Origin of the sequence: Rothia sp. HMSC036D11, assembly GCF_001814205.1 — a bacterium.
In the GTDB taxonomy this organism is placed as follows: Bacteria; Actinomycetota; Actinomycetes; order Actinomycetales; family Micrococcaceae; genus Rothia; species Rothia dentocariosa.
In genome coordinates this window covers 43129-59412 of the sequence record NZ_KV815315.1, presented here as the reverse complement: position 1 = coordinate 59412, position 16284 = coordinate 43129, and the positions used below count along the sequence as shown (strand labels likewise).

Annotated in this window: 17 protein-coding genes and 1 tRNA gene; 2 read left to right on the top strand and 16 right to left on the bottom strand. The window is 50.8% G+C overall.

Annotated elements, in window-relative coordinates:
• Window positions 1–69 precede the first annotated feature (69 nt).
• The 3 genes from nrdH to HMPREF2958_RS08470 all read right to left on the bottom strand — a co-directional run bounded on the left by nrdH (window position 70) and on the right by HMPREF2958_RS08470 (window position 2953).
• Window positions 70–297: a glutaredoxin-like protein NrdH gene (gene nrdH, locus HMPREF2958_RS08480; RefSeq protein WP_004004799.1), complete on the bottom strand. Its 228-nt coding sequence runs from the start codon at window positions 295–297 to the stop codon at window positions 70–72.
• Between the two features lie 789 nt (window positions 298–1086).
• Complete coding sequence (locus HMPREF2958_RS08475; protein WP_070697656.1) at window positions 1087–2190, bottom strand: App1 family protein; 1104 nt, start codon at window positions 2188–2190, stop codon at window positions 1087–1089.
• 271 nt (window positions 2191–2461) lie between these two features.
• Window positions 2462–2953, bottom strand: a complete 492-nt coding sequence (locus HMPREF2958_RS08470) for a hypothetical protein (protein WP_013399172.1) — start codon at window positions 2951–2953, stop codon at window positions 2462–2464.
• A 144-nt stretch (window positions 2954–3097) separates the two neighbouring features.
• Between HMPREF2958_RS08470 and HMPREF2958_RS08465 the strand changes: the two genes are divergently transcribed.
• Window positions 3098–4054 carry a polysaccharide deacetylase family protein gene (locus tag HMPREF2958_RS08465; protein ID WP_070697655.1) on the top strand — a complete coding sequence of 319 codons (957 nt, stop codon included), beginning with the start codon at window positions 3098–3100 and terminating at the stop codon, window positions 4052–4054.
• A 113-nt stretch (window positions 4055–4167) separates the two neighbouring features.
• Here the strand turns inward: HMPREF2958_RS08465 and HMPREF2958_RS08460 are convergent, their stop codons facing one another.
• The 5 genes from HMPREF2958_RS08460 to HMPREF2958_RS08440 all read right to left on the bottom strand — a co-directional run bounded on the left by HMPREF2958_RS08460 (window position 4168) and on the right by HMPREF2958_RS08440 (window position 8589).
• Window positions 4168–4887, bottom strand: coding sequence for a DsbA family oxidoreductase (locus HMPREF2958_RS08460; protein ID WP_246828093.1), 720 nt, complete (start codon window positions 4885–4887; stop codon window positions 4168–4170).
• Window positions 4888–4956: 69 nt separating this feature from the next.
• The gene (locus HMPREF2958_RS08455; protein WP_246828092.1) at window positions 4957–5715 is read right to left on the bottom strand and encodes a polysaccharide deacetylase family protein; all 759 of its coding nucleotides are present in this window, start codon (window positions 5713–5715) and stop codon (window positions 4957–4959) included.
• Between the two features lie 257 nt (window positions 5716–5972).
• Window positions 5973–6551, bottom strand: a complete 579-nt coding sequence (locus tag HMPREF2958_RS08450) for an excalibur calcium-binding domain-containing protein (protein WP_070697842.1) — start codon at window positions 6549–6551, stop codon at window positions 5973–5975.
• A 269-nt stretch (window positions 6552–6820) separates the two neighbouring features.
• Window positions 6821–7288 (bottom strand): P-loop NTPase family protein, encoded by a 468-nt coding sequence (locus HMPREF2958_RS08445; protein WP_004004809.1) that lies wholly within the window; start codon window positions 7286–7288, stop codon window positions 6821–6823.
• Window positions 7289–7311: 23 nt separating this feature from the next.
• The gene (locus HMPREF2958_RS08440) at window positions 7312–8589 is read right to left on the bottom strand and encodes a glutaminase (protein WP_070697654.1); all 1278 of its coding nucleotides are present in this window, start codon (window positions 8587–8589) and stop codon (window positions 7312–7314) included.
• 306 nt (window positions 8590–8895) lie between these two features.
• Here HMPREF2958_RS08440 and HMPREF2958_RS08435 point away from each other — a divergent pair, with 306 nt between their 5' ends.
• Window positions 8896–9669: an SDR family NAD(P)-dependent oxidoreductase gene (locus tag HMPREF2958_RS08435; RefSeq protein ID WP_070697653.1), complete on the top strand. Its 774-nt coding sequence runs from the start codon at window positions 8896–8898 to the stop codon at window positions 9667–9669.
• Between the two features lie 246 nt (window positions 9670–9915).
• Here HMPREF2958_RS08435 and HMPREF2958_RS08430 read toward each other — a convergent pair.
• The 8 genes from HMPREF2958_RS08430 to rplU all read right to left on the bottom strand — a co-directional run bounded on the left by HMPREF2958_RS08430 (window position 9916) and on the right by rplU (window position 16110).
• Window positions 9916–9988: transfer RNA gene (locus tag HMPREF2958_RS08430), tRNA-Ala, on the bottom strand.
• A 161-nt stretch (window positions 9989–10149) separates the two neighbouring features.
• Window positions 10150–10581: a ribosome silencing factor gene (gene rsfS / locus HMPREF2958_RS08425; protein ID WP_070534971.1), complete on the bottom strand. Its 432-nt coding sequence runs from the start codon at window positions 10579–10581 to the stop codon at window positions 10150–10152.
• 71 nt (window positions 10582–10652) lie between these two features.
• Window positions 10653–12611 carry a hypothetical protein gene (locus HMPREF2958_RS08420; protein ID WP_070697652.1) on the bottom strand — a complete coding sequence of 653 codons (1959 nt, stop codon included), beginning with the start codon at window positions 12609–12611 and terminating at the stop codon, window positions 10653–10655.
• Entirely contained in the window at window positions 12604–13353 is a 750-nt protein-coding gene (gene nadD / locus HMPREF2958_RS08415) for a nicotinate-nucleotide adenylyltransferase (RefSeq protein ID WP_037230975.1), read from the bottom strand. Before nadD ends, HMPREF2958_RS08420 begins: the two co-directional genes overlap by 8 nt.
• 17 nt (window positions 13354–13370) lie before the next feature.
• Window positions 13371–13601, bottom strand: coding sequence for a hypothetical protein (locus HMPREF2958_RS08410; protein WP_004004816.1), 231 nt, complete (start codon window positions 13599–13601; stop codon window positions 13371–13373).
• A gap of 142 nt (window positions 13602–13743) precedes the next feature.
• A complete protein-coding gene (obgE, locus tag HMPREF2958_RS08405; RefSeq protein WP_070697651.1) occupies window positions 13744–15342 on the bottom strand; it encodes a GTPase ObgE in 1599 nt (532 codons plus the stop codon).
• 158 nt (window positions 15343–15500) lie between these two features.
• Entirely contained in the window at window positions 15501–15758 is a 258-nt protein-coding gene (gene rpmA, locus HMPREF2958_RS08400; protein WP_004004819.1) for a 50S ribosomal protein L27, read from the bottom strand.
• A gap of 40 nt (window positions 15759–15798) precedes the next feature.
• Window positions 15799–16110 (bottom strand): 50S ribosomal protein L21, encoded by a 312-nt coding sequence (gene rplU, locus HMPREF2958_RS08395; RefSeq protein ID WP_006887214.1) that lies wholly within the window; start codon window positions 16108–16110, stop codon window positions 15799–15801.
• Between the last annotated feature and the right edge of the window lie 174 nt (window positions 16111–16284).

The window sequence follows — 16284 nt, the reverse complement described above, 5'->3', positions numbered from 1 at the left end:
ATTTCTCCTTACTCCACGATCGAATACCCACGGAAATTCTGTGGGTTGAGTCGTGCTTGACGCTGCCGCCTATGCTAATGCAAGCGCGTTAATCTTGTCAGGCTGGAATCCTGACCAATGCTCTTCACCGGCGATGACGACCGGTGCCTGCATGTATCCGAGGGACTTAACCATCTCTAGCGCCCGGGAATCTTCCGTAATGTCTACTTTGTCGTAGTTGATGCCCTTGGCGTCTAGCGCCCGGTAGGTCATGTTGCACTGAACGCACTGCGGTTTGGTGTACACGGTCACTACCATCGGTTTTCTCCTTGTCAGCCCCAAGGCGGGGCGTAATTGCGTGAATACTTTGTGTGCAAGGCAGAGGATTCTTGTGCTTGATGAGACTTCCTTTAGCTCTAGAAGACTGGAAGCATTTCGTCATCGGCCGCGCAAAGAATCGAGCCGGGTATTAATACTACATGTTGTGTCTGAAAATTTCTCTGGCACAAGATGCTGTGGTGAAGTGTGGATGTTTTGTTCGAGAAACCCACACGCGAGCACAAGGACATTCAGTTTATCCACACCTCAGGAGAGTGTAATTCCGCTAATTATTGCGGACAATACAGAGTTATCCACATATCGGCTCTATGAGCGGAACGCGCATCGCTCTTTTAAACTGAAAATCTGTTCTGTTTTTTCAGGGCGAACAGGCCTTTGTGTGAGATTTCTGGCATTGTTTCCCTCTTGATTTTTAAGCTTTTATACCCATTCCTTGATTCTCTGCGGAACGAGGCTGAAAAACTCGACTGGAATCCACCTACATGCGTCGTGTTGGAAGTTTTTTATGGCTTTTGAGAGTATGGCAAAGATGTGATTAAGAAATTTTTGAAACATTCAGATGATCGGCGTGTTGTTGGGTTTTTGTGAAAGAAATCGTCAAACCCATTAAAACCCACATCTCGTATGAGGTCAGTACAGTTCGCCTGTGGATAAGCGTAATGATCTACTGTCTCAATAGTTGATCTTCCTCTGCCAGCCCTCAAGATGAGGTCAGCTCTTCCCCACGCTACAGAGAACAGCCATACAGATGTATAACCTAATACGTGTTTAGAGAAGTCCTCGGTCACGAAGCAGTCGGCTCAATGTATGCCCGTCATTCGCCTCCATCCACAATGGAGAATTTGTCATTTTTTGCGCTCTCTGATCGCTCCAGACCCGCCCAGAGGCGAGAACGCTCTCCCCCACCGTGAGGTTACGAATCATAATAGCGGCGACGTTCTGCGGGTAGCGCACCGCAAATCCGTTGTATATATCCGGGTCACGCTGTCCGTCGTCGCCGATAAGAATCCACCGCATCTGGGGAAATTCTTGGGCAAGTCGTTTTAGAGAGTTCACTTTGTGTTGGGACCCCGACCTAAACCAGCGGTCAGGAGTTGGCCCCCAGTCTGTTAATAGGAAGGTTCCACGCGGGTAGCCATTGCGGGTCAGAAAGCGACGCAGTGTCGGTGTGATATTCCAAGCGCCAGTGGAAAGATACATAAAAGGTGCCTGAGGATGTGCTCGATGAATGCGGTCCATGAGCACCGCCATGCCCGGGGTCGGAATGCGCGCGTGCTCATCCAGTACAAAAGAGTTCCACGCAGCGACAAGAGGACGCGGCAACATAGTCACCATAACGGTATCATCGACGTCTACGATAACCCCGATTTTCTGGGATTCCGGAACGATATAAACGTTAGTTTCAACGGCGCGGGAACCCGGTACATACATGATGACCTTATGCATTCCGGCCGGTAAGTCTAGGTCAAGGCGCACATCCAGCACTCCACCACGGTCGGTTTGTACCTCAAACGTATGGCCCGCAATAAGAATAGTCACATACACATCCGACATGGCAACGGTGGTAAAAGCCCGCCACCCGCGCGTTGGGTTATCGGTATCTTCGGTACCTTCCACCACATGCAGGAGTTTTTCAAAAGCAGCCGTCTTATAGAGGGCACGCCCAAGAATACGCACCCACCCGGATTCAGTATCTGTGGCTACCCGTCCATATCCTTCAGATGGCACCACAATAGGCTCACGCCCGTGAGCCACAGCTCGCTGTTCACGCCAACGATGCACGGCATCGCCCAAACGATACCCTAGGTTAACGGCTTCACCGGCAACTTCGGTGACCACGCTGCGCAATTCTTGTGGGCCTAGATTCTCCATGCTTTCTAGTTTTCCATATCTTGCAATAAAACACCCTATTTTCAAGTTCGGCCTCTAAAGCGTCCTCATCAATTAGTTTCTTAGCCGTTCAACCTTTTTCTCAGGGAGGGGTATTCAAACGGGTTAAAAGAAAAGGATCTCGGTTCCCCTCTACTGTGGAAACCGAGTCCTTCTCTTTCGTCGTTAGGGCTGCTACAGATTTAGTGTGTGCGATAGATCAGATACTCTCAGCCGATGAAGGAACAAGTATCAGTTCAGTGCTCACCACTTTCTAGTGATGCTCAGACTGCCCGGATTCTTCAGTATGCAGCTGGAATGGGCCTGAGCTGAGTTTTACCTGGCAGTACGCCGCGCCTTTACCTTCTGCTTGTTCTACGTGGTGCACAGGCTCTTCTTCACCGGTAACTTTGATACCGCATTTCACTACGTCATTAGGGTTATCCGCATAAACAGCCACCTGAATAACCTTGCCAGCCAACTCATGGTTATCAGCCGAAGTCAGCCGATAGTAGTTAGTTTTCGCTTCTAGACTCTGCTCGGCAGAATTGATTTCTTGACCGTCTTGAAAGATCCGAAGCTTTCCAGTTTGAGCCTTATAACCATTATGTTCACTGCCGTTTAGGACCTCGGCGGAGACGGTAATATCGCCGCGATTTCCATAGTCTGGAGCGGAATTCAGAGACAAACCGGGCACAACTTCTGCGGAGCACCCGGTGAGTAATGCAACCGAAGCGGCCGCAACGAGAGTAATTTTCTTGACCATATGTCCATGGTAACAGTAGGCTACAGGCGAAAACGCTAGATGATGCAAGGTTTCAGCATTGTATTCGTACTAGTCAAAATCTGACACTTTCGCAAAAGCGTCGATTGTCATCTCTTGAGCTAACCGCACGTTATCCTTAAGAGTATGTCGCACTCTCCTTCACGCCGTCTGCTTCTCGCTGGTTCTCTCGGTGCATTAGCACCGATTATTTTTGCCTCCACGCCCAAGACCATTAATGCGACTACTAGCGATTTTTCCTCTACCGCTCATGAAACACAGGATAATGTTCCTGAGTCGCTCACGTTCTCTCCCGCAGCGCCGCCAAAGCCGAATGAAGGTTTCAACGTAGCAACTATTGCGAAACAGCCGTGGTCTGCCCCTATGACCCGCCTGCCGGGTGAAGGACGTTATATCGCGTGGACCGTTGACGATGGAGTCAGCCCAGAAACAATTCGAGCCTACGCAGAATTTGCTGCGCGTACCGGTGTGCGCCTAACCTTCTTTGTCAATATGACCTATGTGGGGTTCACTCAAAATGTTGATGTGCTTAAGCCGCTAGTGCAAACTGGACAGCTTCAAATTGCAAACCACACCTTTAGTCACCCCGATTTAAAAACTCTCAAAGATGATCAGATTAAGCACGAACTAGAGAAGAACGAGGCTGAGATTCAAAGAGTTTTTGGGGTCTCGGCAAAGCCTTATTTTCGTCCCCCCTACGGCAGCTATGATGCGCGAGTGCTCAAAGTAGCCGCTAGCGTAGGATACACGCGCCCGGTGCTGTGGGAGGGAACTCTTGGAGATGAGGCCAAAACCTCAGCGCGTGTTATCTATATGCGATCGCTCAAATACGTTCTGCCGCAACGAATCCTGTTAGGGCATCTGAATTTCACGACCATTATTCCGCTTCTTGATCGTCTTGCTGGGCTAGTCGCCGAGCGTAAGCTCATCACGGTCACACTCAACGACTATTTTGAGGGGCTAACCGAGGAAGAACGTAAGGCCTCCGAGCCGAAATCCGAAGAGAAGAAGGACGATAAGAAAGAAGAACCAGCTACTCCGGCCCCAGCTGCGGGATCTGGTCTTGGCGCCGCCGGAAATTAGAAGTATACAAGTGTGTCTTTGGCCGTTCCTGTAACTATGGTCAAAGATGCACATGTTTTGATATAGCGTTATTTGCCTGGTCCCCGTCGGTGCAGCCGTGCCTTATCAAGTACTCAGGATGCTCCTTCCGCTCCCCCTTGAACCTCGGGGTTTTGAGGCACATGTGGTCGTACAGGAGGCATAGTTTGTGGCTTGTGAGTTTCAGTCCAAACCCGGTTAAGACCTTCCAAAATTGCCGCGGGTGGTTGAGCTCCGTTAATAACCCACTGCGCTTCAATCAAAAAGAAAGGAACGCTAGTGATGCCCAATTCCTGCGCCACGCGCTCGTCAGCGCGTACATCCTCAGCATAGTGGTCGCCCGCGAGTATTTCATCAACCTGACGTGAATCGAGACCGATTTCAGAGGCAATCTTCCGTATGGACTCATGTTTTTCGATAGAGCGTCCCTGCGTAAAATATGCTTTTTTGAAAGCCTCTTGAGCCTCTGCGACTTTTCCCTGTGCAGTCGCGTGATGAATAATACGGTGAGCATCAAAACTATTGCCGTACTTTGCGTTGCGCCAGTTAAAGTCCAAGCCTACTTCTTGGGCGCGCTCTGCTATTCCTTCTTGGGTAGCGATAGATTCCTCTAGGTTGAGAGAATATTTCGCGGCAATGCGTTCAGCAAGCGGCAAAGCATTGTCCTCCCGGGCATTTTGGTCGAGCTCAAAGCTATGCCAACGAACCTCTACTTCATCACGGTGCTCAAATTGGGCGAGAGCTATTTCAAAATTCCTCTTACCTAAATAGCAGAAAGGGCAAACAATATCTGACCAAATATCTACGCGCATCATGTACCTTTCAAAAGACTAACGATTACGCCGGTAAAACTCGCACAGCACTAATTTATTCCGGCGTACGTTCTACCCGTAATAGTCACGCAAGGTTACGGGGGTAAGATTCCGTTCGTCCAAAAGCATTTTGATCTTATCGAGCACTTCAATAACTCCGGGGTAGTTCAAATGGCCAATGAGAATAGTCTGCGAGTTCGCATATTTTTTGGAATATGCGTATATTTCTTCGGCAGGTATGGGTGAAGAATCAGCTAAAGACCCGTACCAGAGAACCGCCCTGTCGAATCCTGCACCTGCTGCAGCCTCAAGCACACGAGAATCATAGTATCCGTATGGTGGGCGGTAATATGGTTTAGAAGACACGCCGAAAAGTCGCTGTATCTCTTCGTCATTTTTCGTTAATTCTTCGGCAATTCCTGCATCATCTAGCGTAGTCAGCGCCGCATGCGACCACGTATGATTGCCGATTTGAATCTGCCCTGATTCTACCAACGGTTTAAGAACGTCTAGGTTCGGTTCAAAAGCGTTATATGACCCGTTGATAAAGAAGGTAAGCCGGGTTCCCGTTCGGGCGGCAAAATCTGCGTAGGCGCGCACAACATCAGGGCTTTTCCCGTCATCAACGGTCCAAGCAATATAGTTCCCTGCACCTTCCAAAGCGGTTTGCGGTTCATCCCACGGGTGCGCCACCTCTATGGGATTTATCGACTCCGGCAAGGCCGCTTTCTGCTGGTCATCCTCTTCTGAGGAATCTAACGCTGGCGCCGAAGATGCAGAGGACGAATCTACCCATGATGCTGATTCCTCAATGCCGCGCGACCTTTTCATCTCGTGTTACGGCATAAGGCACGCCTGCACCCAAAAGCGGGGTGAGCATACCTAAAACAGCCGCTCGGCGTGGTATACGGGTGAAACGATCCGCCGATTTACGATGTGGGGTTTCGTTGCTTGGATTCTGGTGTTTATATGGGTACATATACTTCTACCCTATCGTGCTCTTGTGCAGAGGCATAGTGCTTTTACATAACTTATAAAGTTGGGTGGGAACGTTCCCACCCAACTTTTTATAACGTAACTATTAGGATTTATTTCTTTTTAGGTTCGCAAGCGATACCATCACCATCTGAATCAAGATGAGTTCCATACCCCGGCTGTCCGCGGTATAAAGGCGCAACCCCTGCCGCCCGTGCAGCAGCACAATTTTTGTAATAGACACCACCACCGTTATTTACAGGCGCAGGCTGTTCTGGAACCGGGGCAATATGCCGCTGCTGCGCCGAAGTCTGCGCAGGCACGGGTGCAACAGGTTGCTGCTGCACGGGATCCTGTTGCTGTTGAACCGGAGAAGGTTGTTGAGCTGCCTCGGGCTGAGGGGCAGAAGTAGAGGCGTCATCAAGAGGTACCTCGACAACATCCTCATGCTGTTCAGCGTCAGCAGTGGCAGCTGGTTCTGGCGTTACTTCAGAAATAGTGGGAGAGGTAGTTGGAGTAGGGGTTGGTGACGGAGTTATGGAAGCCGTAGGGCTTGCAAAGGTGCTCGTAGAGGCCGTCGCAGAGATTGATGGGGATGAAGAAGGGGTTTGTTCTTTGCGGGCATTATTGCCGGAGCATCCGGTAAACAACACGGCACCAATAAGCGCCACCGCGACAATGTGGTTTCTCATATACATTTGTTCCTCATGAATGAGTGGTGAATAAATCCTCATGGAGAGCTACCATAGCTCTCTGTACTAGTTTAGCCTAAACTTATGGTCTCTAATACTCCGTGTTTTTATATTTGAGAAATTCCCAATGGAGTCGTATCTTGACATATGTTTCTTAGAACAGGTTCATCATTATGAAGTTTTTATCTCTGATGTTATAACGAATGTCTTCTCCAGAAGATCATCAGATTTTCCCTAGAAGCCTCACAAAATTCAGCATAATATTCTTGCTATCGAAGGTTTTCGAGAAAATTATCGAGCTCGGCAGGAGCACAGAACCGGTATATATGGGCTTGTACTTCTGGATGCGCGCATGCCGCCATAATACGCGGCAAGCTGTCGCGCCTATAGCGCAGAATCCATTTCCAAAATTCTAGGTTCTCCGGGGAGCGCCGTAACGCACGCATACCGCATACGCGAGCGCTAAAGTCTAAGAGAATAACCGTATCTGCTGCCTTGAGCCGTTCAAGTAGTTTGGTGTCATATACACCTAAATCACCGTCTATAATCCATTCAGGCTCAGAGATGATCTGCTGATGAATAACATTCCACTGATCTACTGGAGTAGGTGTAAGGTCTTCATCCCAGAAATACTGGTCTAGCTCGAAAATAGGCAGTTTATAGCGGGTAGCAAGGTAGGAAGCCAGGGTACTTTTGCCGGCACCACCGCGGCCTAAAATAGCAATACGTTTCATCATGACACCTTATGAATTCTCAAAGACTAGTAGTTTTCGAGTTCGTCAATGCTGCCCAATACGGCAACATCCATAGTTCTCAGGGCTTCAAGATTTGTAATAGTGTCATCTTGATCAATCAGATATACGGTGTATCCCTCGTGTCTCATTCTTCTCATAATTTCTAGAAGCATATGCTGGGCGACCTCATCCACAGAATAAACTCGGGTAACATCAAGCGCTATGCGTGTTCCCGTGTAGTGTGTATCAACAATTTCACGGATAACTCGCTCTGCACCGGCAAATCTAATTCTGCCCTGCAGTTGAATTACCTGGGTTATTTTCTCACCGGAGCCTATTCGGTAGTTAGCTCGTATTGCGGATCGAGCAACGGTGGGTATGTTCATAACGTGCATGCCCATATCCGAGGAAAACCGTTCGAAGAGAGATACACCGCGCACGCTGTTGCCATGTACATCTAGGCGTGGTGAAAATGTTGCTAGTCCCAGCTGACCTGGTACGGCACCAATAATTCCCCCGCCTACCCCACTTTTAGCAGGAATTCCGACCTGCGTTGCCCAGTCCCCTGCCGCGTTATACATACCGCAGGTGAACATAACACTCAGTACCTGGCGCACCACTGTTTTAGGTACTACCTGTTCCCCGGTAACGGGTTGAATTCCGTAGTTTGCCAGAGTTGCCGCCATCATCGCCAAATCCTGCACAGTTACCAGCAAAGAGCATTGACGGGTATAGCCTTCGACCACGCCGGTGGGGTTCTCTGTGAGAATATCGTGGCTGCGAAGCATATGAGCGATCGCTAGGTTACGATGCGCGTGCTCGATTTCAGACGAGTACACCGCTTCATCAACATCAAGGGAGCGGCCAGCGAAGGCAGAGAGCCCAGAAATCACACGTTCCATACGCTCTGCCGGATTCATTGTTTCTGTACCGACTAAAGAATGCGTGGTAATTGCGCCGGCGTTAATCATGGGGTTTAGCGGACGACCAGAGCTATCTTCAAGGGAGATCTCGTTGAAGGGCTCCCCGGACGGTTCAACTCCCACTTTGTCTAAGACTCTCTCAAACCCGCGATCAGCAAGGGCTAAGGCATACACGAAAGGCTTTGAGATGGATTGAATGGTAAATAGCGAATCAGTATCGCCGGAAGCATAGAGTTCCCCATCGACCATAGCTATAGAGGCGCCAAGACGTTCAGGATCAACCTCGGCAAGTTCAGGAATATAATTCGCAAGTACACCCGTTCTATCGGCCGCAACGCTTTGGAGGACTTCGTCAAGGTAGCTCGGTATAGGTGAATGCATGAGTTCCCTCCTGACGGATGATATTTTCCTAGTACACGGCGTAAGGTTCTTGAGCGTAGAAACTTCATGCATCTTCGCGGTGGCAAGATTCCGCCCATTCCCTAGCTTCTTGAAGTTTAGCTTTTACGTCTTAAATACTCCAAATATGGCTTAACTATTCCATCTGTTCATAGGTGTATTCCCCTTTCCTCTTCTCAAGGGCTAGGGCAAATTCTGCTTTCAGGTAGTTTTTCGTGTCCTGCAGGTCTTTAGCACGACCGTATATTGTAGCTTTGACATTGATACGAAAATTACGAAAGGAGAATCATGGCTACATTAATTACTGGTGCTTCCTCGGGCATCGGAGAAGAATTTGCACGTCGCTACGCTGCCCAAAAACAAGATCTCGTACTCGTCGCGCGCAGCCAGGATAAGCTCAATAAGCTCGCCGAGGAGTTCAAGTCTCAGCATGGTATTCGAGTCACCGTCTTTGCTCTCGACCTATCCGAGCCCGATGCGGCTGAGCGGCTCTGGGAAGAAACGAACCGTGCCGGGTTAGAGATTGATGTGCTTGTCAATAATGCAGGGTTTGGAACCTCCGGTGACGTCGCTGATGAGAGCCCTGAGCGTCTGGAACAAGAAGTACGCCTTAACTGCCTCACGTTAACAGGTCTGACGGCTCGGTATCTGCCCGCCATGCGTGAACGCAAAAACGGAACCATCATCAACATTGCTTCGACTGCTGCCTTTCAGCCGCTGCCCCATATGGCGGTGTACGGCGCAACCAAAGCATTCGTACTTTCCTTTACTGAAGCGCTCTGGTCCGAAACCCGAAAAGACGGCATCCGTGTACTTGCGGTCTGTCCCGGCCCCACCGATACCTCATTCTTTGAAATCGCCGGTGAATCTGCAGCAGTCGGAAAAATACGCTCTGTCCATCAGCTGTTAGACAACACGTTGCGTATTCTAAAAACCACGAAACCCAGTTTTGTGGATGGAGTAGGGAACGCCATTGTGGCGCGATTTGTAACCCGTGTGGTGCCTAAGCGCTTCGTTATGACAATAGTCGATCGTGCACTTCAACATAGGAGCTCTCAATAAGATGCATACCCCCTCTCTTTCCTGGATGAAGGAGCATATTCTTTAAACTCTTTTTAGAATCTTAGCTAGGTTTTTAAATGTATTGTTCGGGGTAATCGCCATACCCCTCTTATCTCTTCGCACTATTATTTCGTGTAAGGGACAAATACTATTACGCGCCAAAGGTACATTCATGTGAAAGCACCATGTACTGTTAGAAAAAATAATAAAATACCGCCCAGTCCTTTCGGAGCAGACGGTCAATAGTGGAGATAAGGGGACTCGAACCCCTGACCCCCTGCATGCCATGCAGGTGCGCTACCAGCTGCGCCATATCCCCTCATGTAGTTTTGCATTGCCTTAGCAACAGAAAACATAATACACATCTTTCTGCTAGGCATGCAAGTTCTCGCACTGTGACAGACATAAAATGCAGAGCACCGCCGAAGATACCAAATTCTGGTATGCCTCAGCGGTGCCCCACATGATGCAACAAAATTGTTACTCGTCAGCAGGAACGACCCGAGATGCTTCCTCTTCGCTTTCGCCTTCTAGATCAAACGGAACTTCATGGGTAACACCTAGTTCAATACGCGGAGCCTGCGCCCACAAACGATCCAGAGCATAGAACTCGCGATCCTCTTCATGCTGAACATGCACTACGATGTCCCCAAAATCTAGGAGAATCCAACGACCAGATGCACGTCCTTCTCGGCGTACAGGCTTCAAATCAGCCTGTTCTCGAAGCGCATCCTCAATTTCATCAGCAACCGCATTGACGAGGCGCTCATTATGTGCCGAAACTACCAAGAAACCATCAATCAGCCCCATAGCGTCAGAAGCATCCACCGCAAAAAGCTGGGTTCCTTGTTTTTCTTCCGCCGCTCGGGCGGCAATGCGCAGAGCCTCACAAGAGGACTGTGCAGCAGTCATTTTTTCCTTTCTTGCCGCCAGGTTTCTCTGACAGACAGGCGCCAAAGCAAGCAAACGTTTAATGCCAATCGTTACCTTTGATTGGAAATAAACATGTACACACCCAGAATAGCTAGGATAATGCACCCGATAATTACGATCCAGGACAGCAGGGACAAGGACTTATTTTCGCTTGTCTCAATGGATTCGTACTTTGACACTGTTTCATCCGTATTCGTTGCAGGAACCTGTTTCATACTTGCAGTATTTCCAAGCCTACGAGGAGACTTAGCAGCGTTAACCTTCGCAATTGAGGAGGTCATCGCCTTTTCTGTACGTGCAGACACACGCTGTGCGAGTTCAGTTGCTTGGTCTGACGTCAGGTTCTTGCCATCGTTTAGAGCTTTATCAAAGCCTGGCTTATTCTTCGAAGGTGCAACAGGCTTTGCATCCTTATTCTGAGGCGATGGCTTAACAGCAGAGGTAGAACCTGTTGCCGGAGATTTAGCGGGTGTAGAATCAGACTTCTTCACCTGCGAGAGCGAACCAGTACGCGCGTTTACCTTCGGGGTGGCGCCTGTACGCTCGGAAACCTTCGGGGTCGAACCGGTACGATCCGAGACCTTCGACATCGAACCGGTACGATTAGGTACCTTAGGCACAGACCCAGTACGCGAAGAAGATACCTGCGAGACAGAACCTGTACGGGTGTTCACCTTCGGGGTGGCGCCTGTACGCTCGGAAACCTTCGGGGTCGAACCGGTACGATCCGAGACCTTCGACATCGAACCGGTACGATTAGGTACCTTAGGCACAGACCCAGTACGCGAAGAAGACACCCGCGATACAGACCCGGTACGCGGTGAGACCTTGGGGGTTGATCCGGTACGATCGGACACCTGCGATGGTGAATCTGCGCCCATCGGATTCTGTAAACGGACAGTATTCCAGGGGTTTACAACCTTCGGAGCTGCGTCTTTCTGCTCAGAAACCTTGGGGGTTGATCCGGTACGATCCGAGACCTTAGGCATAGATCCAGTACGGGCAGGAATCTTAGGAACGGTACCGGTTGCCGACGGCTGCCGTTTAGCAGAGCCGCTCTTTGCCGCTTTCTGCGCAGGAAGCGCACCAGTCTGAGCACGCTGCGCTGAGCTCTTTGCAGGGGCATCGCTTTGCGCCTTAGATGCCGAACCAGCTTGAGCGGATGCGCTATCTTGCTGAGATTTTTCGTCCAGAACCGACAGGTCAAGTCCCTGAGCATCCATCGCGCGGATGGGTGAAGGAAGGTTCAACGGCACAGGAGCAACATTAATGCGGTTCTCATCGGCTTCATTCTGCGCATCAGCTGTATGACGGCTTTGCTGAGCTTTAGAGTCACTGGGTTTTACCGTAGGCTGCGGTGCAGTTGCCGGGCGAGCCTGCGAGGAAACAGTTTGATCCTCTGTCTCAACGATCTCAGTATCTTCACCCTCGACAACAGGCTCATCACGCACCATGTACTGGTGCATCTTCGGGGAAGTATCAGGAGAAATAATCGGAATTGACGAGGTGAACGTCAAATCGTCTGCCTCCACATGGAGGGAATCCTGAAGCAGGGAATCTTCCGGCTGTGGCTGAGGAGCAGGCACCGGAGGCGCAGCAGGTGCAGCAGCTGGCGCAGGCTTATTAGCTTTAACCTCTTCCGGGCGAAGAGCACGCATAGTGCTGGTTAGCGGCTCAGGTTCATGCAGTTTCTCTTCATCATTCGCATTCAGCTTAATAGACCCCTGAGTAGCGAGTGCAGCAAAACGACGCTGTACTGCAAGAACGCGCGGATCTATATCGTGGGTATTTGCCAAAGACCCCATATTCTCAACAGGGTTAGGACGCTCGCCACGACCCATAGCGCGCAGATAGTTCGCCACGTCTTCGCGATAACGTGCTAGACGGCGCGGACCCATCACACGCGTGGGAGGCGGCACCTCAATGCCGTCCTCAGTCACGTATGTTTCGTAGAGGTACGCGTCTCCCTCGCTGTAGGGCTTCTCTTCTTTGCCCTTAGCTTCAGCCATGTAAAACCTCTTGTTCCATTACTTTGTCTTCACTAGTTGGTTGAATATCTGTTGAGTCTTTCTGGCGAGGCAGCCCGCCGCCGTAGTGCGTGGCAGCATCCTCAGGAGAATACAACCGATACTTATTGATGTACTGCACCACGCCATCAGGAACCAAATACCAGATAGGGGCACCCTTAGAGGCGCGTTGGCGAATATCGGTTGACGATATTGCCATCGCGGGAATTTCAAGTGTGGTAATCTGCCGTCCTTCGCCTAACGGAGGATCAAGCTCGTGTCCCGGACGGGTCACTCCCACAAAGTTAGCCAACTCCCACAGCTTATGAGCATTACGCCACGTCATGATCTGGCTAATCGCGTCTGCACCGGTGATGAAGAAAAGATCTGCATCGGGTCGCAGAGCACGTAGTTCATTAAGGGTATCAAAGGTATACGTTGCGCCGCCACGATCTATATCTATCCGGCTTACCGTAAATCGTGGATTAGATGCAGTCGCAATCACCGTCATAAGATAACGATGCTCGGGATCGCTCACGTGCCTCTCCCCCGTCTTTTGCCACGGCTGACCAGTCGGTACGAATACTACTTCGTCAAGATCAAACACCGCCGCAACCTCGCTGGCGGCTACTAAATGCCCGTGGTGAATAGGGTCAAAGGTGCCGCCCATAACTCCTAGACGTACACGCCCAGGAGTTCGCGACGGAATCGACTCAAGGCTGGGCCGCAGAGCTTGAAAAGTCACGATACTTTCCTTAGCGACTAGCGGTTATGCTTCTCGCTATAGCTACGCAGTGCCTGTGCTTCGTCACCCTCCATGAGCTCCGGTGTGTGATCGGGCCGTACAATACCGCGTCCGCTGTACGAGAGAGTAACAAGCAGCAGAACGGTAAATACGACGGCAGCAACGATGCCGTAAACATAGGTCGGGATGCCGTTAAGCATTCCCGCAGTGTGCTCAGCACCGTGAGCTGCTAGGACAACCGAGTTCATGTGTGTGCTTCCTTTCGATGGTTAAGCTACTCTCTATGCTACCGGTTAGGGGCGAAAATACGCGAAACGACGGGCCTATTTATGCGTGATAGTTGAGACATCTTCCACGTCGTCAGGCTGCCTAATTCCCCGGCTTACCGGGCTATTGCTTGGCCTCAGGCATATTAATACCTTCAGCTTTACCTTTTTCCTTGAGCTTACGGCGATATTCCACCGATTCAGTCCACACACCCGCAACGCGCTCTTGCTCAAGCTCGGCGCGAGCCTCTGCTTTTGCATCCATGCGTTCCTTATATTCCTCACGTTTTTGGGCTCGGGTGGGGCGAATAATCTCTTCGAGGCGAGAGTCAGTACCACGAGGGGAAGACAGAAGTTCAGCGCCGCCTACCATAGTGGGTTCCCAGTCAAAGACCACGGAGTTATCATTTTCACCGATAACCACGGCATCTCCGGCACGGGCACCGGATTTAAAGAGTTCGTCCTCAACCCCCAGTTTTGCCAGGCGATCCGCCAGGTAACCAACAGCTTCATCATTATTGAAATCGGTCTGCTGAATCCAACGCTCCGGTTTCTCCCCAATAACCCGAAAGAGCGGCTCCAAATTACGTTCTTCGCGGCGAATAATAAATTCTTGTTTTTTCTTGGAGCGGAAGCCCTGGGGGCGAATAACTGGGGCTTCAATCGTAGAATTATCTTCTTGAGTAACACGCTTCTGACGGTCTTCTTCCACAAGGTTTGCCATTGCAAAGATGAGCGGTTTAAGCCCTTCATGGGACGCCGTCGAAATTTCAAAAACTTTGTACCCCATGTTCTCAAATTCAGGTCGCACGAAATCGGCAAGTTCACGCGCTTCAGGCACATCAATTTTGTTGAGAACAATAATCTGGGGACGATCATTGAGCGGCACAGTTACCCCAGCGGTGGGGTCTACCGCATAGTTTTCTAGCTCACCACGAATAACTTCAAAGTCGCTGATGGGGTCACGCCCGGGTTCTAAAGTGGCACAGTCAATCACATGCACTAGTGCGGAGGAACGTTCAACGTGACGTAAGAAGCGGTGGCCAAGCCCTTTACCCTCGGAAGCTCCCTCAATCAGACCGGGAACATCCGCAACGGTGTACCGAACATCACCTGCCTGCACAACACCCAAGTTTGGGATAAGAGTGGTAAAAGGATAGTCAGCGATTTTAGGCCGAGCCGCAGAGATAGCAGCAATCAGCGAAGATTTACCGGCTGTTGGGTACCCATCAAGCGCAATATCTGCAATGGATTTGAGTTCTAGGACAATATCGGTTTCTTCCCCCGGAATACCGAGGAGTGCGAAGCCGGGTGCTTTACGTTTAGTGGATGCTAACGCAGCGTTTCCAAGACCGCCCTGGCCACCTCGTGCAGCAGTATATTCGTCACCCACATGCAGCAGATCGGCAAGCACGTTGCCGTCACGATCTTTGACGACGGTTCCCTGAGGTACGGTAAGCACTAGGTCTTCGCCGTTGTAGCCGTGGTGCATATCGCCGCGGCCGATATCTCCATTGGGAGCGTGTTGGTGCGGGCTGTGATGATACTCCAATAGTGTGGTGGTTTGGTTATCAACACGCAAAATCACGTCCCCGCCGTTACCGCCGTTACCGCCGTTGGGGCCGCCGAGAGGCTTGAATTTTTCTCGACGTACAGAGACACATCCGTTGCCTCCGTGACCACCGGATATATGCAGGACCACGCGGTCCACGAATTCTGCCACGGGTGCTCTCCTTCTGGTAAATTCCTGGTTCGCACAAGCCTGAAATACACGAGATTGCTTGAGCTTGGCGAGGGGCGCATCCTCAAGTAGATGCGGAAAATCTTATGGTAAGAGGGGGTAGACTTTCGCCTACCCCCTCTTCCTAGCGTGAGCGAGTTTTACTCAGCTGCTGCCAGGATGTTAACGACCTTGCGGCCCTTGCGGGTACCGAATTCGACGGTGCCTGCTGCCAAAGCGAACAGAGTATCGTCGCCACCGCGACCAACATTCAGGCCGGGGTGGAAATGGGTGCCGCGCTGACGAACAAGGATCTCGCCTGCATTGACGGTCTGACCGCCGAAGCGCTTAACACCGAGGTACTGGGGGTTCGAGTCACGACCGTTGCGGGTGGAGCTTGCGCCCTTCTTATGTGCCATTCTGTTTTCCTACCTTAAGGTTTGTATCCGGTGGTTAAGATTACGCGTTGATTGCGGTGATCTTAACGGTGGTCAGCTCAGCGCGGAAGCCCTGACGCTTCTTGTAACCGGTCTTGTTCTTGTACTTCTGAATAACGATCTTCGGACCGCGCAGGTCTTCAATCTTTTCAGCAGTTACCTTGGCGGAAGCCAGGGACTTTGCGTCAGCGGTGATCTTGTCACCGTCAACGAGCAGCAGTACGGGCAGCTCGATGGTGCTACCGGGTTCACCTGCAACACGGTCAAGGGTAATTTTGTCTCCGACAGAGACTTTTTCCTGGCGGCCGCCAGCGCGTACAATCGCGTATGCCACTTTGGGACTCACTTTTCTCGACATCTTGCTTCTTCGTATCTCACACGTGCAGACAGCCTACGCTTTCATTGCTGTGCGCTCCACGGGTATCTTATCTCTCTTGGCGAGTAATAAGGAGTGGATGCGACCCGCGCTCCTTGTGGGATTGCCCAGTTGGATGCGCGCTCGGTCTGC

Bases quoted from the DNA above. Each gene is read 5' to 3' on its own strand.
- HMPREF2958_RS08435 (WP_070697653.1), top strand. From the start codon at position 8,896: ATGGCTACATTAATTACTGGTGCTTCCTCGGGCATCGGAGAAGAATTT.
- HMPREF2958_RS08455 (WP_246828092.1), bottom strand. From the start codon at position 5,715: ATGAAAAGGTCGCGCGGCATTGAGGAATCAGCATCATGGGTAGATTCG.
- HMPREF2958_RS08470 (WP_013399172.1), bottom strand. From the start codon at position 2,953: ATGGTCAAGAAAATTACTCTCGTTGCGGCCGCTTCGGTTGCATTACTC.
- HMPREF2958_RS08410 (WP_004004816.1), bottom strand. From the start codon at position 13,601: ATGAACTCGGTTGTCCTAGCAGCTCACGGTGCTGAGCACACTGCGGGA.
- HMPREF2958_RS08445 (WP_004004809.1), bottom strand. From the start codon at position 7,288: ATGATGAAACGTATTGCTATTTTAGGCCGCGGTGGTGCCGGCAAAAGT.
- HMPREF2958_RS08440 (WP_070697654.1), bottom strand. From the start codon at position 8,589: ATGCATTCACCTATACCGAGCTACCTTGACGAAGTCCTCCAAAGCGTT.
- rsfS (WP_070534971.1), bottom strand. From the start codon at position 10,581: ATGACTGCTGCACAGTCCTCTTGTGAGGCTCTGCGCATTGCCGCCCGA.
- HMPREF2958_RS08420 (WP_070697652.1), bottom strand. From the start codon at position 12,611: ATGGCTGAAGCTAAGGGCAAAGAAGAGAAGCCCTACAGCGAGGGAGAC.
- rpmA (WP_004004819.1), bottom strand. From the start codon at position 15,758: ATGGCACATAAGAAGGGCGCAAGCTCCACCCGCAACGGTCGTGACTCG.
- nrdH (WP_004004799.1), bottom strand. From the start codon at position 297: ATGGTAGTGACCGTGTACACCAAACCGCAGTGCGTTCAGTGCAACATG.
- HMPREF2958_RS08465 (WP_070697655.1), top strand. From the start codon at position 3,098: ATGTCGCACTCTCCTTCACGCCGTCTGCTTCTCGCTGGTTCTCTCGGT.
- HMPREF2958_RS08450 (WP_070697842.1), bottom strand. From the start codon at position 6,551: ATGAGAAACCACATTGTCGCGGTGGCGCTTATTGGTGCCGTGTTGTTT.
- HMPREF2958_RS08460 (WP_246828093.1), bottom strand. From the start codon at position 4,887: ATGATGCGCGTAGATATTTGGTCAGATATTGTTTGCCCTTTCTGCTAT.
- HMPREF2958_RS08475 (WP_070697656.1), bottom strand. From the start codon at position 2,190: ATGGAGAATCTAGGCCCACAAGAATTGCGCAGCGTGGTCACCGAAGTT.